The sequence below is a fragment of the Glutamicibacter sp. genome, from assembly GCF_032154645.1.
Taxonomy (GTDB): Bacteria; Actinomycetota; Actinomycetes; order Actinomycetales; family Micrococcaceae; genus Glutamicibacter.
Map to the genome: position 1 here is coordinate 141,701 of NZ_JALDXV010000004.1, position 20,677 is coordinate 162,377.

Sequence of the window (20,677 nt, forward strand, 5' to 3'; positions counted from 1 at the left end):
GAGAATTCGGCCTCCCACTATTCCAGCGCAGCCTTGGACCACGAACCGTAGGTCGGGTTCGGCAGAACGATCCACTCGTTGCCGAACTTTTCCGAGTTCTGCTCCACCAGGCTGCGCTGTTGCGTTAACGAAGTTCCGGCGAAACCCTCATCAAAGTCATGCAGTGTGTCACCAAGCTGCATCAGAACCGTGTGATCGCTTTGCACTGTTGCGCGGCGCTCTTGTTTTGGAGGACCAAGAAGCAAAACCTGCTGCTCGCTGACCTGGGGTAGACCCAGTTCATTGAGCGTGTCGAGGGTCGGTTCAAGATTCTCCACGCTGCGGTCCGAGATGTAGAAGATGTCGACGCCTAGCTGATCAGCCCGTTCCAGAAATTCCTTGGCTCCGTTGATCAGCGTTGGGTTGCCCTGTTGTTCCCAGTCTCCCCAGGTATCCCAACTGGTGTAGTCGTGACAGTGCTCCATGTCCCGGGCCAGCAGCGCCGTGTTGTCAATGACCGTCTCATCGAGGTCGGTGATGATTGCCAGATTCTGGTGCCGCTGGGCGGCGTTGCCTTTGCCGTTATTGCTGTGGGAGCGCGCCTTCTTGACCTTCTGTTCAAGTGTCTGCGTTGCCAGTGCATAGGTCTGAGCCTGCAGCGCCCGGGCTTCACCCGATTGTTGTTGCCAGCGCAGAGCCATCGCATATTGGCTCACCGTACAGGAGCCGGGTTCCTCCTGAGCAACTGCAGGAGCTTGTTGCGACGCGGCCACAAAACCGCCGGCAGAACCAATCGACAGCGCCACAGCAATGGCAGCAGCTTTCTTCATATTGCCTCTTTCCACTCGACGATGCACTGCACACCCTTGGGCAGTGATCATGAGGTTCAGATTAACAATCACTGTGAGCCAAGTCACTACTGATATATCAATATTTCATATGTTGAACATCAGAAAATTTGCGTTTTTAGTTTGGTATGCGAGTGCGACGCCGCAGCGGTTGAACCGTTTCCAGGAACCCAACCGCCTCTTCTACGCTGTCCACCAGTGCGATCTTGTCCTCCATGACCCGACCGGCGGCCAATGCCTGCAAGAGCGGCCAGGCCGGCAAGGTCTTTGTCCAATATTCATCCCCTACCAACACCAACGGGACCACTCGCGCTTCGGTGGCGTAGTAGTTTTCGCAGGCATCCTGGAAAATCTCCTGAACCGTTCCGGCAGCGCCAGGAAGCACAATGATTCCTCCGTTTGACTGCTCCAGCAGCGTGGCCTCACGAATGGAATTCGTGAAGAACTTTGCAATGTGAGTTGCAAACAGGTTGGGCGGCTCATGGCCATAAAACCATGTGGGAACGCCGAGTGAATTTCGTTGGGAGGGAAACCTGTCCTTGACGGCGAGCGCAATCCGCGCCCACCCAGTTCGATGGTGGATGGCATCAGGCTCGGCGGCCAACATGCTCAGTGCGGTCTTAATGTCCTCCTGGTCATAGTCCGCCAACCATGCCCCGGCATTAGCCGCTTCCATGGCTCCAGGCCCTCCGCCAGTTGCCACCGCATAACCGGAACGAGTCAGCATGGAACCAAGTTTGAGCGTCTGCGCATATTGTGGTGTGCCGCGGTCCATCGCATGACCACCCATTACCCCGATAATAGGTGCGTCTTTGAAGGTTCCGTCGTAGATTTCGGAAATGAGTGATTGACCGATGTGATGATCGTGCAAGGTTGTCGCCATCGCGTCGGCATCGTCTATGGCCCCGGGGTTGCGCTGCTGCGAATACGCATAAATCTGTGCGTCCAGCACCTTGTCGTAGGTTTGCGAACGTATACCCTCGTAAAGTTCCTGTGGGGTGTACAGCCTTCGGTCGCTGGTGCGAAACGGAAGGTGTCGCCCGGAATCCATGCACAGTCCGCCCGTGCGTTCAATGATCTCCTGGCCATGCGCGGAATATTGGCAGTCGATGAATAACGCTTCGGACAAATCGAGCGAAGAGAGAACGGTATCGCGTCCGCTCAGGTCTATTCGGTGTACCCGCCAACCACGTCCGCGTGCGCTGGGTCTGTTCAACGCTTCGGCAGCGAGACGGTCAAATTCAGCCAAAGTCGTGATGTTGACTGCTCGTGCCGGGAGGTAGGGCCACACGTGAGACATGGCTCAACGCTACGCGACGATTAGGGATTATTCACAGTAATGCTTCTCAACTTTCACCACGGACAAGAACATGAAACGATTAGAGGATGACTAATTCTGTTCCACCCACCATTGATGCCAGAAACCTGCTGGCTTTCTTGGGTAATGTTCCCTACTTCTTTGGAAAGAAACTTTCCGATGAAGCAAATGCAGTTACCGGTGTGGAATTCAATGAAACAACAGCTCAGGTAGAAGGAAATGTTGTTGATTCTGGAACCGAATATTCGGTCATGGTTCAGTTGCGGCGCGGTGCCACCGGTTGGGAAATCGATTCTGCTGAGTGCAATTGCGACAACGAGGCGATTTGCTCGCACATTGCCGCCCTGCTCCTGACATCCAACAAGCAGTCGGCTCTCGCCAAGACCTCCGTACACCGTGAGGAAAAGCCGGTGACCCAATGGTCGCAGCAGATCGACTCCTGGTATCAGCCTCGCGAGCCCCGGCCCACCGACGGACTGCTTGGCTCACTCAATGATCCTGTCGTGCCTATGGCACTTCAGTTCCTGCTCTTTGATTCCAAGGATGCCTCGCAACAGCAGCAGTGGATGCCCAATGGGGTTGCCACCAAGACAAATCCTGCGGTACGCAACAAGCGATTCCGCCTAGGCGTGCGGCCTGTAGTCCGCAATGCAGAGGGACGCTGGGTGCGCGGACAGCTGCGCTGGACCACCATCGGATTCAAAACCTTCGGATGGAACCTTCTGAAGGCCCAGCATCATTGGTTTGCCCGTTTCGCCGCCATGGCACGCAGCAACGGCCAGCTGCAGTTCAAAATCGATGAAGATTGGCTATTTCTCGACGAGTACTACTCATACCTGTTGTGGCCCTTGCTGGCAGAGGCCCAAGAGCTGGGCATCGAGTTGATTACCGCGCGCAATGAGCCCTCGGTCTCAATTTTCTCGCCTTCATGGCTGGATCTGGCGGTGTCCCAGGATGACGTCGAGAACCTGAGCATTGATGGTATTTTGCACATCGGCGGTCAAGAACTCGCACTCGACACCAATACGCCTTCGGGAGCTATCGGTGATCACGGTTACTACATCCAGCTCAACAACCCGGAACAAATTTGGATTGCTCCGAGCCTGAACAAGCATTCGGACGTCAACCTCACGTGGCTGGATCATCATTCACCAGTCCATGTTCCGCAGTCGGACACCAAAGACTATTTCGACGGCGAGTACCAGCGCATGGGGTACTTCTTCAATGTGAACAGTGCCTCCGAAGACCTTGTTCTGCCACAGCTGAAGCCGCCTTTTGTGCGCGCCTCCGTTTCCTATAAAACCGAGGAAACCGATCACGGCGTCAGAGAGTCGGCGAATCTGGATTTCGGTATCAGCTACCCGGGTATTGCCAAAGGAGAGAAGCCTCATGACGTTGAAGCCGAGCTGCGGCTGAACTCGATTGTCAACGAGCTTTTTGAAAAGGCCACCGGCAACGGCAACCCGGACCTTTCACCCAAGTTCTACTCGGGAACCGACATGATCGATTTCGTCTCCGAGCTGATCCCTGCTTTGGCCGCCCACCCAGAGATCACACTGGAGGAGGTCGGACAGCGTCCGGTCTACCGGCAGTTGCGCGAACTTCCAAAGCTGCAGATCAACGCCGTTGAGCATGAGCGCAACGACTGGCTGGACCTCGGACTCCTGGTCAAGGTCGGTAATCACGAGGTCACTTTCGCCGAGGTCATTGAGGCAATGTCAAATGGCGCGATGAAGGTCAAGCTGCCGGATAACACCTGGTTTTCATTGGACGATCCGATGTTTGCCAAACTCAAGGCCCTGGTTGACGAAGCCCAAGCGCTCAACGACAAGCCGAAGGATGGGGACCTGCAGCTTTCGGTCTTCCAGATCTCGCTTTTTGAAGAGCTTGATGAATTGGCCGAGGGAATCAACGGCGCAGACTTGTTCATCGCCCGCATGCGCGGCCTGCTACGTGTTGCCGAAGGTGGAGAAGCCGATGTCCCTGCGGGCCTGCAGGCCAAGCTCCGCCCCTACCAGGTAGACGGCTTCCGCTGGCTGGCGCGTTTGTACCGGGGCGGATTCGGCGGCATCCTGGCCGATGATATGGGCCTGGGTAAGACCTTGCAGACCATCGCCCTGGTTCTGCATGCCCACGAGCTCTGGGACGATCGGCAGGCCTGTGCACAGCTTCCTGCGGCACAGCAGCAGCGCGCACCGTTCCTCGTCGTCGCCCCAAGTTCCGTCGTTTCAAACTGGGAAATGGAAGTGCGTCGTTTCGCGCCGGACCTGAAGGTTGTCAGCATCGATTCGACCTTGCGCGATGCGCGGCAGCTGCGGGAACTTGCCGAAGGCAACGACGTGGTTCTGACCACCTATACGCTGCTGCGCCTGAATGATGAGATCTACGAGTCCCAGCGCTTCGCCGGCCTGATTCTTGATGAAGCGCAATTCGTGAAGAACCGTTCCACCAAAGCCCACAAAGCTGCGGTGAATCTGCAGACAAACTTCAAGCTCGCGGTGACTGGTACTCCCATGGAGAACAACCTCTCCGAGTTGGGTGCGCTGCTATTGCTGACGGCACCGTCGCTGTTTATGAACATCACCCGGTTCAACAGGCAGTTCGCCCGGCCGATCGAGGTCTTGGGCGACAAGGATACACTTGAGCTGCTGCAGCGACGGGTCAAGCCGTTCATGCTGCGTCGCACCAAGGAATCGGTGGTATTGGATCTTCCTGCAAAGCAGGAGCAGCAGGTGCTGGTACGCCTCTCGGAAGAGCATCAGCATGTCTACGACACCCACCTGAACCGCGAACGCCAGAAGATCCTGCACCTCGTCGAAGACCTGGATAAGAACCGATTCACTATTTTCCAGTCGCTGACCCACCTGCGCATGCTGGCATTGGAGCCTTCTCTTGTCGACCCTGAGCTCAGCGAGGTTCCGGGCTCAAAGCTGGAGGCACTCTTCGACCAGCTTGACGATGTGCTCAATGAGGGCCACCGGGCACTGATCTTCAGCCAGTTCACCTCCTACCTCAAGGTCCTTGCCGACAAACTCACCGAGCGCGGCGTGAAGTTCGTCTACCTTGACGGCAGCACCCGCAACCGCGCCTCGGTGATTGAGCAATTCAAGGAAGGCGAGGCGCCGCTGTTCCTGATCTCGCTCAAGGCCGGCGGCTTCGGACTGAACCTGACCGAGGCCGATTACTGCTTCCTGCTCGATCCATGGTGGAACCCTGCCGTCGAGGCGCAGGCCATTGACCGCACCCACCGTATTGGCCAGACCCGCCAGGTCATGGTCTATCGGATGATCGCGCAGGGAACCATCGAGGAGAAGGTGGTTGCATTGCAGGACACGAAACGCCAGTTGATCAACACCGTGATGGATGAAGCCGACGGCTTTGCCAAGGCGCTGACGGCGCAAGACATCCGCGGACTGCTTGAATAACAGATTTATTAAGTCTTCGTGGTTTAGACGGCAATTGGACTGGAAACACGCTATATTCAATATGCCCCCTCGTGTGCGCTACGCCACACCGAACGCATCGTGAGGGCTCCCGTCCTGGGAGGTCTTCTCCCGGGACTAACGCAAGATGAAGGCGGTCATAACCGTGTCCCTGATCAAGTCGGAGACTCTGAGTACACCGAACGACGACTGGATGAATGCATCGGTGAGCACAGAAGCGGATCGTGTGGTGATTGAAACCGAGCAGGAATCCCTGTCGTTGCAAAACGATCGGCTGTTGGAAAAAATTCAGCGGGTTCTGGCATCTCCCCTGGAGGAGATTTTCTACAACCCCAAGCATCGCATGCTGCTCATCCCAGGAGCATTTGCTGTCATCGGCTCTTCATTTCTGAGAGTTGATACGGAAGCGGCGGCTGGCCTACGCAGCTAGTCAACTTCCAGTGCCCACTGCGCCCCAGGCGAGCCGAAATCCGGCCGCCTCGGGGCGATTATTTTTTGGGCAATGCGTCAAGGCCCAGCACCGTCAGCTGGCTCGGCCGCCGATGCCTTATTCGGCCGACGGGCTCAGGCTAGGCGGTGCTGCTTCCAAAGACACAACAGAGGCCATTCAATGCACCAGATGGTGCATTGAACGGCCTCTGTTCAGTTTCTAGCCGTGCGCCCCTTACAGGGAACTTCAGGGCTTAGAGAGCTGCGAAAACCTCGCGCAGCAGGCGGGCGGTCTCCGAAGGAGTCTTGCCAACCTTGACGCCTGCGGCTTCCAGTGCTTCCTTCTTGGCCTGAGCGGTGCCAGCCGAGCCGGAAACAATGGCGCCTGCGTGACCCATGGTCTTGCCTTCTGGAGCGGTGAAGCCTGCAACGTAGCCAACAACTGGCTTGGTTACGTTGGCCTTGATGTAGTCAGCTGCGCGCTCTTCAGCGTCGCCGCCGATCTCACCGATCATTACGATGGCCTTGGTCTCTGGGTCAGCTTCGAAAGCAGCTAGGGCATCGATGTGGGTGGTGCCGATGACTGGGTCGCCGCCAATGCCGATGGCAGTGGAGAAGCCCAGGTCGCGCAGCTCGTACATCATCTGGTAGGTCAGGGTGCCGGACTTGGAAACCAAGCCGATTGGGCCCTTGCCGGTGATGTTGTTCGGGGTAATGCCGACCAGTGCCTCACCCGGGGTGATGATGCCTGGGCAGTTAGGGCCGATGATGCGGGTGATCTGGTTGCCGTCGGCGTCGACCTTGGACTGTGCCAGCGCCCAGAACTCAGCCGAGTCCTGTACTGGGACGCCTTCGGTGATGACGACGACCAGGCCGACCTCGGCCTCGATCGCCTCAACCACTGCGTCCTTGGTGAACTTCGGTGGGACGAAGACGATCGAGACGTCTGCACCGGTCTCTGCCTTGGCCTCAGCAACGGTGCCGAAAACCTTGATCTCCTGCTCGCCGTGGGTCACGGTGGTGCCGGCCTTGCGTGCGTTCACGCCGCCGACGATGTTGGTGCCGGCCTTGAGCATCAGGGCGGTGTGCTTGGTGCCTTCGCCGCCGGTGATGCCCTGGACGATGACCTTGGAGTCCTTGTTCAGGTAAATGCTCATTGTTCGCTTATCCCTCTTACTTCGCTGCGTTGGCGAGCTCGGCGGCCTTGTCGGCGCCCTCGTCCATGGTTGCTGCCAGGGTCACCAGTGGGTGGTTGGCTTCTGCCAGAATGGCGCGGCCTTCCTCCACCTTGTTGCCGTCCAGGCGGACAACCAGCGGCTTGTTGGCCGAATCGCCAAGGGTGTTCAGCGCGCCCACGATGCCGTTGGCCACTGCGTCACAAGCGGTGATGCCGCCGAAGACGTTGACGAACACGGACTTGACCTGTGGGTCGTTCAGGATGACGTCCAGGCCGTTGGCCATGACCTCAGCCGAGGCGCCGCCGCCGATGTCCAGGAAGTTAGCTGGCTTCACGTCGCCGTGGTTCTCGCCAGCGTAGGCGACAACGTCGAGGGTGGACATAACCAGGCCTGCACCGTTGCCGATGATGCCGATTTCGCCGTCCAGCTTGACGTAGTTCAGACCCAGAGCCTTGGCCTTGGCTTCCAGTGGGTCTGCAACCGCCTTGTCCTCCAGCTCCTCGTGAGCTGGGTGGCGGACCTCGGAGGCGTTGTCATCCAGGGAGACCTTGCCGTCAAGTGCGACGATGTCGCCGGCGCCGGTCTTCACCAGTGGGTTGACCTCAACGAGGGTGGCATCCTCTTCCTTGAAGACGGTCCACAGGGTCTGCAGGGTTTCTGCTACCTTGCCGCGCAGCTCTTCTGGGAAGCCTGCTTCAGCAACGATCTCTGCTGCCTTGTCGGCGTCGATGCCGACCAGTGGATCAACAGCAACGCGGGCCAGAGCTTCTGGGCGCTCCTCGGCCAGCTGCTCGATCTCCATGCCGCCCTCTACCGAGCACATGGCCAGGTAGTTGCGGTTTGCACGGTCCAGCAGTACCGAGAAGTAGAATTCCTCGGCAATGTCTGCGCCCTGAGCGATCATGACCTTGTTCACGGTGTGGCCCTTGATGTCCATGCCGAGAATGTTGGATGCGTGCTCGAAAGCTTCGTCTGCGGTCTTTGCCACCTTGACGCCGCCAGCCTTGCCACGGCCGCCAACCTTGACCTGTGCCTTAACTACTACAACGCCGCCGATCTTCTCAGCTGCGGCCTTGGCTTCTTCCGGGGTGTAAGCGACGATACCGGCAAGCACGGGAACGCCGTGTGCCTCGAATAGATCGCGCGCCTGGTACTCATACAGGTCCACGGGTTTGTGTCCTTCGTTCGAAGTTCATGCTGACTCGCGGCATAGTCCTGAACCGAAATCCAAAACCACACCTAAGTAAGCGCACCGCAACCAAGCGAACGTCGTAACGGCGCCGTAGCCGTGCGCATCTCTCAGACTAGCCCTACTTTCGCTACTTTCCCACTTTTACAGGCTGTAGAGATTCCTAGGTCGGTCGACATTTTGAGTTAAATGTGATTAACGGAACATCGGCACTTTCGCCATTTATTCCACAATTTCCAGCGGAGCGTAGCGCAGTAGAAGTCTTTTCTCGGAATCCGGAAATTGAACCTTCGCCACGGTCTTGTCACCGGCGCCTTCCAACGCGATGACGGTGCCCACACCAAACGCTGAATGCTTGACGTTCTGCCCCACCTTGGGAATAACAATTTCCTTGTTCTGCACGACCCGCTGCTTCGAGACCGGCGCAGCATTGTGCCCGCGGGTCGGAAGACTCGTCGCCGACGATCCTGCTCCCCAGTGACTACCCCGGTCATAACGGCTCGTGGCGAAGTTAACTGCACTGGCCCCGAAGGATAGGCCTCCGCCTAATGACGAGCCTTCACGCTTCCAGTCGATCAACGACCCTGGAACTTCCTCAAGGAACTGGCTTGCAGGGTTGTACTGCGCCTGCCCCCACAAGCTGCGCTGTTCAGCACGGGTCAGATACAGGCGCTCTCTCGCACGGGTCAACCCGACATAGGCAAGACGCCGTTCTTCCGCCAGTTCCTTCTCATCGGTCATCGAACGCTGATGCGGGAACACACCGTGTTCCATGCCGGTCAGGAACACCACGGGGAATTCCAGTCCCTTGGCAGTGTGCAGGGTCATCAGCGTCACCATGCCTTCGCGGGCAGCCATGGCCGCACCCTCGTCATCGCTCGGAGCCTGAGGAATCTGGTCGGCATCGGCAACAAGAGCCACGCGCTCCAAGAAGCCCGCCAGTCCCCCCTCGGGCTCGTCGGTGACATAGTCCCGGACCACGGCAACCAATTCTGCAAGGTTTTCCACACGCGATTCATCCTGCGGGTCGCTGGAAGAACGCAAAGTTTCCAGATATCCGGTCTGCTCTAGTACGGCTTCCAGCGCTTCAGCCGGGCCGGAGCCTTCCGCTACGGTCTGCAGATCATCCATGAGTGCAACGAAAGCAGCCGTCATCTTAATGCCGCGTGTTCCAAGCCCCGGCGCCTCGTCCGAACGGCGCAGCGCTTCCATAAAGGAGATCCGCTCCCGTTCCGCCAACGCAGCAACAGCTCCTTCAGCCCGATCGCCGATTCCTCTCTTAGGCTCGTTGAGGATCCGGCGAACGTTGATGTCATCTTCAGGATTCACGAGGGCACGCAGGTAGGCCAGCGCGTCCTTAATTTCCTTGCGATCGTAGAACCGGGTGCCGCCGACGACGCGGTATTTGAGATCCACGCGCATTAACTGCTCTTCCAGTGCACGGGATTGCGCATTGGTGCGATAGAAGATTGCTACATCCCCGGGGCGTACATCTTCCTCGTCGTTCAGACGCAGAATCTCCTCAGCGATCCACCGTGCTTCGTCAGACTCCGACTCACCGACATAGCCGACGATCTGTTCCCCATCGCCGCTGGCAGTCCACAAACGCTTGTCGTTGCGGTCAGGGTTGCGTTTGATCACTTCATTGGCCGCAGACAAAATGTTTTGCGTGGAACGGTAGTTTTGTTCCAGCTTGATGGTCGCTGCGTTCGGGTAGTCTTTTTCGAACTCGATGATATTGCGGATATCAGCACCGCGGAATGCGTAAATCGACTGGTCCGAGTCGCCGACCACCGTCAGTTCTCCCGGAGGAGTCTGTCCGTCGGGACCGGTAAGTTCACGCACCAGTGAGTATTGTGCGTGGTTTGTATCCTGGTATTCGTCGATCAGAACATGGCGGAATCGACGACGATAGTTGTCAGCAACCCGCGGAAATGCCCGGAACATGTAGACCACTTGGCCGATGAGATCGTCAAAGTCTAGGGCGTTCGCTGCCCTCAGACGTTGGGTGTAGCCCCGGTAGACTTCGGACACCGCACGAGCGAACGGGTCATTCGTATTGATGGTGGACGCATAGTCTTCGTCGTCGATCAGCTCATTTTTCAACGATGAAATCTTGTGCGCAATAGCCTTTGGTGTGAATCGTTTTGGATCAATTTCAAGCCCCTTGGCCACCAAGGTGATCAGCCGCAACGAGTCGGCGGAGTCGTAAATGGAGAAGTTGGATTTCAACCCAATCGTTGCGGCTTCACGGCGCAAAATACGCACACAGGACGAGTGGAAGGTCGAGATCCACATCTTTTTCGCCTGATCTTCGCCGATCAGGCCACCTGCACGCTCGCGCATTTCGGCGGCGGCCTTGTTGGTAAAGGTAATGGCAAGGATTTCGTGGGGGCGCGCGCGTCCAGTGGCAAGCAGGTAGGCGATCCTGTGGGTGAGCACCCGGGTTTTACCCGATCCTGCGCCGGCGATGATTAGCAGAGGGCCTCCGGCGTACCGTACTGCTTCTTCCTGCTGCGGGTTCATGCCGACAAGAAGCTCGTCGGCAGTCGGCAATGCCTGCTGGGGTGCTTCTGGAGCGAAATCATCAAAAAGGAAATCCATGATAATGCCAGTCTACGCAGTACCTCGGACAGTACCGGCCTCGCAAGAAATTCTGTGTAGCGATCACAGGCATAATGGATTACATGGCAAAGAAGGTCAAAAAGTCTAAGGAATACCGCAAGCCCTCACAGTTCGTGGAGCAACAAGGTGAAATTCTGGATAGTCAGCTCCGCTCCAGCAATGGAATTAAGAGCACCTCAGATCAGAACCCTTCCAATCCCATGTTGCTGATCTCCGCAGGGCTGGTCATTTGCGTGTTCCTCTTCTTCTACCTTCATATCCTGACCATGAATCAGATGAAGGACCTCAGCGACGGCCTAGTCATGCCAGATCAGCGCGTCTTCGGCTATACAACGGCTGACATTGAGGCGCTTCGGTCAACCATGAATGACGATGCCCGCGGCCAGTTGAATTATGTCCACAAGACCGCAGGTTTGCTCTTCCCGCTCTTTACTGCCGGAATCAGCATGATGCTTTTTGCCCGTTGGATTCCAAATCGCCGTATGCGCTGGCTTGCCTGGTTGGCACCACTCGGTTTCGCTGTGGCCGACATTCTCGAAAATTTCGCCATCGACGCACTGTTCTCCGCCGATCAGATCACTGCAGGAGCAGTGATGTTCGCCTCGGTCCTCACGACAATTCGCTGGACCTTGCTAATCATCACTGCTGGCCTAATCCTTGGACTCGGCATCGCGAGAGGCAACCGTGCGTTGAAACGAAAAATGTCCGAACTTCGCGGCGAAACGGCGTAGCACCGCCGATGAAATTACATGAAGAACTTCCTAGTAAGATAGTCTTGATGATGATTTCATGCCCAGCCTCTGTAGCTCAGTAGGATAGAGCGACCCTCTCCTAAAGGGTAGGCCGTCGGTTCGATTCCGGCCAGGGGCACCAAAGATAAAACCCCTACATTCCAGTAAACATCAGGAATGTAGGGGTTTTGTTATGCTTGAGTATCTAAGTGTTCAGTTTTATCACCCAGTGCTAGCCCCTCGGCAGGCCACACGATGGGGCCTCCTTCACGCTAATCTCACTCACAACGGCGAGGACAGTACCCTCAGGCGCCGAGCTGAAAACCCGAAGTTCTCTTCGCTCATGCCGCTGCCCTGCTTTGGTGTCACGAATTCACTGAAATTGATCTAATCAACAGGTCATTTGATTGCGTCAAAAATGAAGTTAAACGTGCAGGTACGGCAAAGGGGAATGCCTCGTACAAAGCATTCCCCTAGGTCTTCCCTACCGTCGCTACTTAGCGCAGAAGAAGAGCAGTTGCCTTAGGCGACAAAGACGCATCCATAACTACACAGGCACCGCCAACGGCACCCACATTGCCGCCGAGCTTGGAGGTACGCGAATTGATCTCGTGAACCGCGCGCAATGCAAAGCGGCGCTGGATTGCCGCGTCGACTTCGTCGGCCACCAGCTCGTTGACCTTGACCCACTGAGGACCGCCAAAAACAACTTCCTGAATGTCCAGTGCGTTCGCAAGCTGACCGGCGACCTCACCAACCATGATCATCGTTTCAGTGACGATCTCCTTGGCGACAGCATTGCCCTCAAGCGCCAGCTCAGTCAGGCGGTTGATACCCTCAGCACGCTGCTCTGGGCCGAGGATTTCGTAGGTTGGCAGATCCAATCCACGTTCCTTCGCCTTCTGCGAGATGAACTCGTAGGAGGTGCTGGATGCAAGGCAGTCATCTGCCCCGCATTCTTCACACTTGAACGACTTATAGCCAGTGGAGTAATGACCGATTTCACCGGCATTGTTGCTGGAACCGTGGTGAACCTCACCGTTGATAACGATGCCTGCGCCGAATCCATGGCCGCAGTAGACGAAGACGAAATCATCCGCCTTCTCTTCCTTCGACTGCCACAGTTCGCCCACTGCCGAGGCAATGGTGTCCTTTTCGATGATCACCTGCAGACGCAACAGCTTGCGCAGGGGGTTCACCAACTCCACGTCGGCCCATCCATCGAGCAATGGCGGGTTCAACACCACGCCCTCTTCAACGTTTACCGGACCGGGGACTGCGATGCCCACGCCAACAATGTGCTTTTTTGGCACACGAATTTCAGCGATGAGCTCCTTGACGGTATTTGCCATCAACTGAACAGTCTCGGAAGCAACTTCCAGGTTCGGCACCTCGATGCTTCGCTCGCGTAGGACCTCGCCGCGCAGATTCATGGCAACGAAGCTCAGTACGCTGGGGTCAAGATGAATACCGATGGAAACCAGTCGGTTTCCTTCCAGTTCCAGAACGGTGCGAGGTTTTCCTGGACCTGAAACGATCGTGCGGTCTTCGCGCACGATACCGTCGTCGAGCAGTCGGCGGACCACATTAGAAATGGTCTGCGGTGAAAGTCCGGTTGAACCAGCAAGTTCAACGCGGCTGATGCCATCCGGTGCCCTTCGGATGGATTCAAGAATTACCGCTTGGTTGAAGTCTCCCAAGCGGCCTAGGTTTGTACCCCGTCGCATTAATGCTCCATTGATCTGTAAAGTTGATGGATCGATCTTCCAATTCCAACGTTTCGCCTTGCTCTACTGAAAACGGCCTAAAACTGCGAGTAATACAACCGTCTGGCGATACAACTAAAAACGTTGGAGATCCAATTAAGCACGTTACCATCATTAAGCACGTCGCACACGCATTATTGTGAATTCTCGCCGAGAAATCTTGCGATCACCGGTGTTTGTTTAATCAACAACCAAGGACAAATTGGCTCGCTCAATGCTCCAAACACCACGCATTCAACCTAAACTAATTCCACAAGTAGCACCTTTAGAAACTGTCATTAGAGAAACTAACCAAGAAAACTTGGCAGAGTGAGCCAGCTTCGAGCCATGAATCTCATGTCCGAGGTTCAGAGCTTCCCCGCTTATTTATCGACACTCAGTGCTGTACACCTATGCCTACCGGTCCATCGACTGGATCTCAAGAGCTTCCGCCTCGCCACAGTAGTGGTTCAGAGTGCGACAACAGCTGCGCAGTGCACGTCTACCGTTGCATTAAAGATCAATGCCCCCTGGACTCTCGAGAGTCTAAGGGGGCGTTGTCGCAGCCACGCTGCTTCACACCGCTATTTGACGGTGCTGTACTTAACTAGCTTGCAGGTACATGTCCCACGCTTCGTCGATATGGTTCAGCCCGGAGACCAAGTGTCCGCCTATCCGAGGGCGATGCGGAGTCACTCTGAGCCGCCAGCCAAGCTGAGCAAGCATCTTATCGGCCTTGCGGCTATTGCAAGATAAGCATGCGGCCACCAAATTCTCCCATGTGTTCTGCCCACCTCTGCTACGGGGAACTACATGGTCAATGGTGTTCGCTGCCTTACCGCAGTAGGCACACATAAAACCATCCCGACGAAGAACGCCCCTACGAGTGACATGATTCATGTCCCTGTAGGGGCGTCGGACGTAGCGCTTCAAGACAATTACCGTCGGCCGCGGTAATTCACCGTGGGCACTGCGCACAGGCTTGGAGTCATCCTGAAGCACTATGGTTGCCTTCTCCGCCATAACTAACAACAAGGCGCGGCGGAAAGTTACTACGGCTAAGGGCTCGTAGCCAGCGTTCAAAACAAGCGTTCGCATAGTGCAGTACGTCCTTCTTGAACCGATTGCCGCCATCTGGCATGGGTGGGGCTCGCGTTCTCTTGGGAGAGGTCTACCGCTAGCCTAAGGGATCAAGGCGCTTGAGTGTGAGGGATAAGGAAAAGATCTTCTGGAGTTCACTTCATCCCTAGCTCTCGTTCAACTGATTAAACGAAAACAGGCCGTTGAACGTCTTCCTCGTTCAACGGCCTGTTATCAAAAGCTGAAAGCTTAGCCAGCCAGGGTGTAGTAACCGTACAGTGGGTTACGGGTCACCGAGTGGATCATGGTGTCCACGGTTGGGTTCTGAGCGCCGATCATCTTGCCGTTGCCCAAGTAGATGCCTACGTGGCTGCCGCCGCGCTGGAATACCAGGTCGCCTGGCTTAGGGTTGCTGGTGCGCTTGAACTGGCCCGAGCCCAAGATTGCCGAAGTACCGCGTGCAACGTTGATGCCGTGCTGTGCGTATACGTACTTGACGAATCCGGAGCAGTCCCAACCCGAAGGTGTGCTGCCGCCCCAAACGTATGGAACACCGACATACTTAGCAGCAGTAGCTGCGATACCCGACAGGCTGCCGGTGCTGACCGAAGTTTCTTCCTTGGAAGTCTTGGCCTTGGTCGCGGTGCTCGACTTGGTGGAAGTCGACTGCTTACCAACGTTCGAGCGAGTCACAGGAGCGAAGGCATCATCCGACGAGCTGCTCGAAGCGGACGAAGAATCGTTCGACGAGGACTTGGTCGAAGTTACTTCGTTTGCAACTGCCACAACCACTGGTTCTGGCTTTGGCTTTGCAGTGAAGCTTGCGCGCTGGATATCTCCCGAAGCGTCCTTGTCCGCAGCAACGGTAACTGCCTTGACAGCTACGCGCTCTGGGTTGATGGTATCCACTGGAGCAGCGGATACGTCGCGCGATGCGGTGGCCTGGCCTGGAACGCCCAGGGTGATGATCAGGCCAGAAGCAGCAGCAACGACTGCTGCCTGACGTCCCACAGAACCGGCGTTGTTTGCCACTGCCTGCGAAATCGCCTCTAGCGAGTTAGTACGTGGCACGTCGGCGCGGCGACGTCCATGAGCTTGACGCTTGGTCACTATAAAAGCCTCTCCTTGATACCTACGAGGTAAGCTGTCGGGTTCGAAGTGGAGTTACCTCGGTGGATTCGAAGTTTCCTTCTCTTCCACTTCACCCCTAGGGTTGTTAGTTCAAACTAACGACCCGATATTGGTTCCCCCGCCACTGCCGTACGAGTTGTGTATAACTGCACATTGCGTGTTGGCAGTGCTCGGTTCTCACGCAATGTTGCTCAGGGATCCCCCTGGCACGCATCTAAGCCTATAGGATGATTTTCGAAAAGTCACATTTTGATCACGAAACGGTGACGAAGACCGTTACAACCAGCCGGCAGGGTCTTTGAACTGCCCGTCGACGATGACATCGAAGTGCACGTGGCAGCCGGTGGAGTTTCCTGTGGTGCCACTCAAAGCGATCAGGTCACCGCGCTGAACCTTGTCTCCAACGTTCACAAGCACCTTGGTGTTGTGGCTGTAGCCAGTCTCCAATCCATCACCGTGATCGATCATCACGCGGTTACCGGAGTGCCCTGCCCAACCCGCAACAGTGACGGTTCCGGAGGCTGCAGCGTAGACATCTGTGCCGCACTGCACACCGTAATCTGTACCACCATGAATCATGGTGCCAGCACCAGTGGGGTTGCTGCGGTGGCCGAACGGCGAAGTAATGCGGTTGGACTTCACGGGGCGGTCAAGCAGCCCCGAAGTCGACTTAATGGCCGTGACGCTTCCGCCGGAAGCGGCCATTACTTCTTCAAACTTTTCTTCGTTAGCAACCTTGGGATTGACATCCGAAGTCAACGCCGCGCGCTCTACATCGAGAGAGCCAGAGCCAGGTGCAGTGACGTCAACCACAGAAGCCGTAGCGGTTCGTTCGGCCGCGACTGCCACCGAGCCGTCATCGGTGGATGTACCGGAAAGCTGAGGCGCAAACGCCGCGAGAGCCAGACCAGAAACGGCGGCTACTGCAGCGATCTTGTGGCTGAACCCAAGGCGGGAGGAATTCTGATTTGCCGAGCCGAGTTTGGAGATGAATTCAACGTTGCCGGAGATCTCGGCAGCTTCATTTGAAACCCTGACGGCGCTTGGCAACGCAATGACATTGCTGTCATCTTCGCCCAGAGCCAGCATCTGGCGGGTTGGCGCGATACCGTAGCGCTGACGCGCATCAAAGCGACGACCTACAAAGTTACTGTGTACAGGAGCCGCTGCTTCAATAGTCGCCACTGCTTCACTGACACGCGATGCGCGGCGTCCACCGGAATTTTCAACGGCAGAAGCTGCGATCTCACTGATCGCATCTAGCTCAACAACGGCGGCACGTCGGCCGGTCGTCTTGGTATCGGCCAAAACATTCCTCTCAAGTTGCGCCTACGAAGTTAGCTGTCGGATTCGGCTCCTGAGATTGAGCCGGCCTGCTTCTACGCAAGACTTCACCCCAAGACGTAGAACGTCATTAAGTGGGTCCCCCGCTATTGCCCAAAAACTACTGTCTTCTCACCTTGGCGCAGGGCAATACTAGGCGTATGCGCAAAAAGTGAGCCGGAGCTGGATAAACCCCTAGCTCCAAGCTTTAACGTTACACGTCACGCCAGAAAGTTACAATTTCGTTATCTTTCCTGAGCCTTGACGAAAACGTGTCCGCTGACTTCCACGGGCAGTTCCAAAGCCCCTTCAATCCCCTGAACCCGAACAACTACATAGTCGTCTGCTCGCTCCAAGGTAACGATCGCACCGGGGCGGATTCCGCCTTCATTCAGTTGTCCGAGCAGGATTGGGTCGGTTTGAATCGGCTCAGCCAACCGTGCGATAGCCACTGGCCCTTCGACTCCATCCAAGAGCGCTTGATCGAGATTGACGACGTCAGATGAGATTTCGCTCACTTTTGGTCCGCCGAGGACTTCGAGACCGGGAATCGGGTTGCCGTACGGCGAAACGGTCGGCTTTCCCAAAAGGTCATAGAGGCGGCGTTCAACGCGCTCACTCATCACATGTTCCCAGCGGCAAGCTTCTTCGTGAACGTACTCCCAGTCCAAACCGATCATGTCTGCCAACAGGCGCTCGGCAAGTCGATGCTTGCGCATAACGCTCGTTGCCAGTTCGTGACCTTTCTCGGTCAGGGCAAGGTGACGGTCAGATGAAACCACGACAAGGCCGTCGCGTTCCATTCGGGCAACGGTCTGCGATACGGTCGGCCCGGAGTGGCCAAGACGCTCTGCGATGCGTGCGCGCAAGGCCACGATTTCTTCTTCTTGCAGTTCAAGAATGGTACGCAGGTACATCTCGGTTGTATCGATAAGGTCTGACACGGCAGCCGCTCCTGGAAGTCACAACAATTGAGGTTCGTTTGAATAAAATGAGACGTCGATAGTCCACTCTACTTGGTGTGGGCGACATAAACGTTACGAAGCCCACCAGCGCGTATGTCGTAACCGACCGTCTAGATTTTCTCCCGAACCCTCGCAATTTGCGAAGATATCTATTGAAACGCCTGAAGCCTGCACGGTTATTCCATCCGTGCGGTCGACGCCTTCAGCAGTTCACATAATCGCTATCGAGGAGCACGATGAGCACAGATATCACCATTCCGCTAGACCTCCTGCCAGCTGACGGACGCTTCGGCGCCGGACCCTCAAAAGTTCGTGCAGAGCAAGTTCAGGCAATTGCTGATGCGGGCTCCAAGCTCTTGGGTACTTCCCACCGTCAGGCCCCGGTTAAGAACCTTGTCGCATCAGTACAAAATGGGCTGAAGGAAATGTTCAATGCCCCTGCTGGCTATGAAGTTTTGCTCGGTGTCGGTGGTTCAACTGCATTCTGGGATGCTGCCGCCTTTGGCCTAGTACGCAACAAGGCACAGCACCTTTCATTTGGTGAGTTCGGTTCGAAGTTCGCCAAGGCCACCGACAAGGCGCCTTTCTTGAACGCCTCTTCGATCATCGTAGGTGAGCCGGGCACCGTCCCAACGCCTGTCGCAGAAGCCGACGTCGACCTCTACGCTTGGCCGCACAATGAAACCTCCACCGGCGCCGCGGCACCGATCAAGCGTGTAGCCGGCGCCAACGAGGACGCACTAGTAGTTATCGATGCCACCAGCGCCGCCGGTGGTTTGGACGTAGACCTGGCTGAAACCGATGTCTACTACTTCGCACCACAGAAGAATTTCGCATCCGACGGAGGCCTGTGGCTAGCATTCGTCTCCCCTGCAGCTATTGCACGTATCGAAGAAATTGCGGCCAGCGATCGTTGGATTCCTGACTTCTTGAATTTGAAGACCGCTCTTGATAACTCACTGAAGAACCAGACTTACAACACTCCGTCCCTGACGACCCTGGTGTCCCTGGACAACCAGATCCAGTGGATCAATGCCAACGGTGGACTGAAGTGGGCCGCAGAGCGAACTGCGCAGTCGGCTGGCAAGATTCAGGCCTGGGCAGAGGCCTCCTCGGTTGCCTCCTGCTATGTGGCCAAGCCGGAGCACCGTTCAAATGTGATCTCAACTGTTGATTTCGATGACTCCGTTGATGCTGCAGCCATCGCCAAGGTACTGCGTGCCAACGGCGTGGTGGATGTTGAACCGTACCGCAAGTTGGGCCGAAACCAACTGCGCATCGCAACCTTCGTTGCCATCGAGCCAAATGACGTTCAGGCCTTGCTGAACTGCATTGACTTTGTGATCGAGCAGATCTCGGCATAGAGCCGCAGAAGTAATCAAGCGTGGCCTCCAGATTTTCTCTGGAGGCCACGCTTGTTTTGATCTGTCTTAGTTGTCTTTCTAGCTTTCCTTGCGAGCCCTGTTGCGTTGCGCTGCCCGGCGGCGAGCAGCAGTCCGCTGAGCGGTTCGCCGGCGTCGAACCTGGCGCCGTGCGGGAGATTTCGGAGCCTGAAGCGGCTCCTGGGACTCATCGGATTCCGATTCGTCCTCCGTCGCAGTCTCAGCCTCACCCTGCTCTGTTTCAGCATCAATCTGGGCGGCTACGGATTCGCTTGGCGCAGCTTCGGACTGCTTCTGAGCATCTTCACCCTGCTCGGGATCCTGCGGCTCATCGTCCGTGACATCCTTTGCTGACTGGGCTGCTTCGGCGGCTTCGATCTCTTCTTTGGCGAGTCGTTCAGCCCAAGGCACCCAAGCCGGCGCCAGCAATGAGCCCTCCCCGGCGATAATGCCGACCTCGCAGACCGTTAGATCCTTGGCCTTGGCCCGTGGAACCCGTGCGAGGGTCGCAAACCAAGTCCATCCCTGATACCCCTTTTTATGGGAGATAAATCGATGGGTGACAAGTCGCTCACCTTCGGCTGTTGCTCCGAGGTACTCACCGATTTCGGCATCTGCGGCGATATTCGCCAAAGACTGCCGTGCAGCGTCTACTGCATCAGCGAGGATGGTGTCCATCTTAGGTTTACGGGCCATTATTTATGCGTCCAGATCATCGGCTACCGCGCGTAGCACGGTAGCAACTTTTTTGCCGTATGCCTGTTCAGGATATCGCCCGTTGCGCAAGGTATTGGAAACACTGTCCAGCAATTTGATCAGATCTTCAATAACAACGGCCTCAGCCTCTGGCTTCTTGCGCTTTGCGCGTGCCACCGACGGGGCCGATTCCAGCAGGCGCAGGCTTAGCGCCTGCGGTCCACGCCGACCTTCGGCCACACCGAATTCCAACCGCGTACCAGGACGCAGGTCATGGATTCCATCGGGCAGAGCTGCAGCGTTGACGTAGATTTCTTTGCCGTCCTCTGCGGTAATGAAGCCGAATCCCTTGGACTTCTCGTACCACTTAACCTTGCCGGTAGGCATGTCGTTATACCTCGTTCATTCTCGTACGTAGCAACATGGCCGAGGCCTGCTCAGCGCCATGTATTCTCATGTGTTCGTCTCCGCGGAGCGTTCACCGGGGTTCGCATTCTTTGACCGGGTGCTCAACGTATGGAAACGAATCAAGTCGTTTACCTTTGATTATGTCATTCATTAGGACCCAAAATCACCTTTGCGGCTTATATCAGCATGAGGGATCAGGTCATAGGC

Annotated in this window: 16 protein-coding genes, 1 tRNA gene and 2 riboswitches; of the genes, 5 read left to right on the forward strand and 12 right to left on the reverse strand. The window is 56.4% G+C overall.

The window, feature by feature from the left end; translation table 11 throughout:
• Nucleotides 1-17: 17 nt before the first annotated feature.
• A complete protein-coding gene (locus RUH64_RS05755; protein WP_313812022.1) occupies nucleotides 18-809 on the reverse strand; it encodes an HAD family acid phosphatase in 792 nt (263 codons plus the stop codon).
• 136 nt (nucleotides 810-945) lie between these two features.
• Nucleotides 946-2,127 (reverse strand): LOG family protein, encoded by a 1,182-nt coding sequence (locus tag RUH64_RS05760; RefSeq protein ID WP_313812023.1) that lies wholly within the window; start codon nucleotides 2,125-2,127, stop codon nucleotides 946-948.
• An 86-nt stretch (nucleotides 2,128-2,213) separates the two neighbouring features.
• On the opposite strand from RUH64_RS05760, the gene RUH64_RS05765 reads away from it, so the two are divergent.
• Both RUH64_RS05765 and RUH64_RS05770 read left to right on the forward strand, forming a co-directional pair.
• The gene (locus RUH64_RS05765; protein ID WP_313812024.1) at nucleotides 2,214-5,570 is read left to right on the forward strand and encodes an SNF2-related protein; all 3,357 of its coding nucleotides are present in this window, start codon (nucleotides 2,214-2,216) and stop codon (nucleotides 5,568-5,570) included.
• A gap of 163 nt (nucleotides 5,571-5,733) precedes the next feature.
• A complete protein-coding gene (locus RUH64_RS05770) occupies nucleotides 5,734-6,018 on the forward strand; it encodes a hypothetical protein (protein ID WP_313812026.1) in 285 nt (94 codons plus the stop codon).
• Between the two features lie 253 nt (nucleotides 6,019-6,271).
• On the opposite strand, the gene sucD is transcribed toward RUH64_RS05770, so the two are convergent.
• From sucD to pcrA, 3 genes are all read right to left on the reverse strand, one after another.
• Nucleotides 6,272-7,174: a succinate--CoA ligase subunit alpha gene (sucD, locus tag RUH64_RS05775; RefSeq protein WP_313812028.1), complete on the reverse strand. Its 903-nt coding sequence runs from the start codon at nucleotides 7,172-7,174 to the stop codon at nucleotides 6,272-6,274.
• Nucleotides 7,175-7,190: 16 nt separating this feature from the next.
• Nucleotides 7,191-8,363 (reverse strand): ADP-forming succinate--CoA ligase subunit beta, encoded by a 1,173-nt coding sequence (gene sucC, locus RUH64_RS05780; RefSeq protein ID WP_313812030.1) that lies wholly within the window; start codon nucleotides 8,361-8,363, stop codon nucleotides 7,191-7,193.
• A gap of 243 nt (nucleotides 8,364-8,606) precedes the next feature.
• Nucleotides 8,607-10,988 (reverse strand): DNA helicase PcrA, encoded by a 2,382-nt coding sequence (gene pcrA, locus RUH64_RS05785; protein WP_313812032.1) that lies wholly within the window; start codon nucleotides 10,986-10,988, stop codon nucleotides 8,607-8,609.
• Nucleotides 10,989-11,071: 83 nt separating this feature from the next.
• Between pcrA and RUH64_RS05790 the strand changes: the two genes are divergently transcribed.
• Nucleotides 11,072-11,740, forward strand: a complete 669-nt coding sequence (locus RUH64_RS05790) for a hypothetical protein (RefSeq protein ID WP_313812034.1) — start codon at nucleotides 11,072-11,074, stop codon at nucleotides 11,738-11,740.
• 65 nt (nucleotides 11,741-11,805) lie between these two features.
• Nucleotides 11,806-11,882, forward strand: a tRNA-Arg gene (locus tag RUH64_RS05795).
• Between the two features lie 355 nt (nucleotides 11,883-12,237).
• On the opposite strand, the gene RUH64_RS05800 is transcribed toward RUH64_RS05795, so the two are convergent.
• From RUH64_RS05800 to RUH64_RS05820, 5 genes are all read right to left on the reverse strand, one after another.
• Complete coding sequence (locus RUH64_RS05800; RefSeq protein WP_313812036.1) at nucleotides 12,238-13,467, reverse strand: ROK family transcriptional regulator; 1,230 nt, start codon at nucleotides 13,465-13,467, stop codon at nucleotides 12,238-12,240.
• A 621-nt stretch (nucleotides 13,468-14,088) separates the two neighbouring features.
• Nucleotides 14,089-14,619, reverse strand: coding sequence for an HNH endonuclease (locus RUH64_RS05805; protein ID WP_396275989.1), 531 nt, complete (start codon nucleotides 14,617-14,619; stop codon nucleotides 14,089-14,091).
• Nucleotides 14,620-14,814: 195 nt separating this feature from the next.
• On the reverse strand, nucleotides 14,815-15,675 hold the full coding sequence (locus RUH64_RS05810; protein ID WP_313812040.1) for an NlpC/P60 family protein: 861 nt from the start codon (nucleotides 15,673-15,675) through the stop codon (nucleotides 14,815-14,817).
• A gap of 4 nt (nucleotides 15,676-15,679) precedes the next feature.
• Nucleotides 15,680-15,849: riboswitch (cyclic di-AMP (ydaO/yuaA leader) on the reverse strand.
• 123 nt (nucleotides 15,850-15,972) lie between these two features.
• Nucleotides 15,973-17,004 (reverse strand): M23 family metallopeptidase, encoded by a 1,032-nt coding sequence (locus RUH64_RS05815; protein ID WP_313812042.1) that lies wholly within the window; start codon nucleotides 17,002-17,004, stop codon nucleotides 15,973-15,975.
• A 2-nt stretch (nucleotides 17,005-17,006) separates the two neighbouring features.
• A riboswitch (cyclic di-AMP (ydaO/yuaA leader) is annotated at nucleotides 17,007-17,189 on the reverse strand.
• Between the two features lie 75 nt (nucleotides 17,190-17,264).
• Nucleotides 17,265-17,963 carry a metal-dependent transcriptional regulator gene (locus tag RUH64_RS05820; protein WP_313812044.1) on the reverse strand — a complete coding sequence of 233 codons (699 nt, stop codon included), beginning with the start codon at nucleotides 17,961-17,963 and terminating at the stop codon, nucleotides 17,265-17,267.
• A gap of 257 nt (nucleotides 17,964-18,220) precedes the next feature.
• Here RUH64_RS05820 and serC point away from each other — a divergent pair, with 257 nt between their 5' ends.
• Nucleotides 18,221-19,348: a phosphoserine transaminase gene (gene serC, locus RUH64_RS05825; RefSeq protein ID WP_313812045.1), complete on the forward strand. Its 1,128-nt coding sequence runs from the start codon at nucleotides 18,221-18,223 to the stop codon at nucleotides 19,346-19,348.
• A 78-nt stretch (nucleotides 19,349-19,426) separates the two neighbouring features.
• Here serC and RUH64_RS05830 read toward each other — a convergent pair whose 3' ends face one another.
• Both RUH64_RS05830 and RUH64_RS05835 read right to left on the reverse strand, forming a co-directional pair.
• Nucleotides 19,427-20,062: a DUF3027 domain-containing protein gene (locus RUH64_RS05830; protein ID WP_313812046.1), complete on the reverse strand. Its 636-nt coding sequence runs from the start codon at nucleotides 20,060-20,062 to the stop codon at nucleotides 19,427-19,429.
• Nucleotides 20,063-20,065: 3 nt separating this feature from the next.
• Nucleotides 20,066-20,449 (reverse strand): cold-shock protein, encoded by a 384-nt coding sequence (locus RUH64_RS05835; RefSeq protein WP_313812047.1) that lies wholly within the window; start codon nucleotides 20,447-20,449, stop codon nucleotides 20,066-20,068.
• Nucleotides 20,450-20,677: the final 228 nt, after the last annotated feature.

Coding starts and splice junctions, on each gene's coding strand:
- RUH64_RS05760 (WP_313812023.1), bottom strand. CDS start 2,127: ATGTCTCACGTGTGGCCCTACCTCCCGGCACGAGCAGTCAACATCACG.
- RUH64_RS05830 (WP_313812046.1), bottom strand. CDS start 20,062: ATGGCCCGTAAACCTAAGATGGACACCATCCTCGCTGATGCAGTAGAC.
- RUH64_RS05835 (WP_313812047.1), bottom strand. CDS start 20,449: ATGCCTACCGGCAAGGTTAAGTGGTACGAGAAGTCCAAGGGATTCGGC.
- RUH64_RS05805 (WP_396275989.1), bottom strand. CDS start 14,619: ATGGCGGCAATCGGTTCAAGAAGGACGTACTGCACTATGCGAACGCTT.
- RUH64_RS05755 (WP_313812022.1), bottom strand. CDS start 809: ATGAAGAAAGCTGCTGCCATTGCTGTGGCGCTGTCGATTGGTTCTGCC.
- RUH64_RS05790 (WP_313812034.1), top strand. CDS start 11,072: ATGGCAAAGAAGGTCAAAAAGTCTAAGGAATACCGCAAGCCCTCACAG.
- serC (WP_313812045.1), top strand. CDS start 18,221: ATGAGCACAGATATCACCATTCCGCTAGACCTCCTGCCAGCTGACGGA.
- RUH64_RS05800 (WP_313812036.1), bottom strand. CDS start 13,467: ATGCGACGGGGTACAAACCTAGGCCGCTTGGGAGACTTCAACCAAGCG.
- pcrA (WP_313812032.1), bottom strand. CDS start 10,988: ATGGATTTCCTTTTTGATGATTTCGCTCCAGAAGCACCCCAGCAGGCA.
- RUH64_RS05765 (WP_313812024.1), top strand. CDS start 2,214: ATGACTAATTCTGTTCCACCCACCATTGATGCCAGAAACCTGCTGGCT.
- sucD (WP_313812028.1), bottom strand. CDS start 7,174: ATGAGCATTTACCTGAACAAGGACTCCAAGGTCATCGTCCAGGGCATC.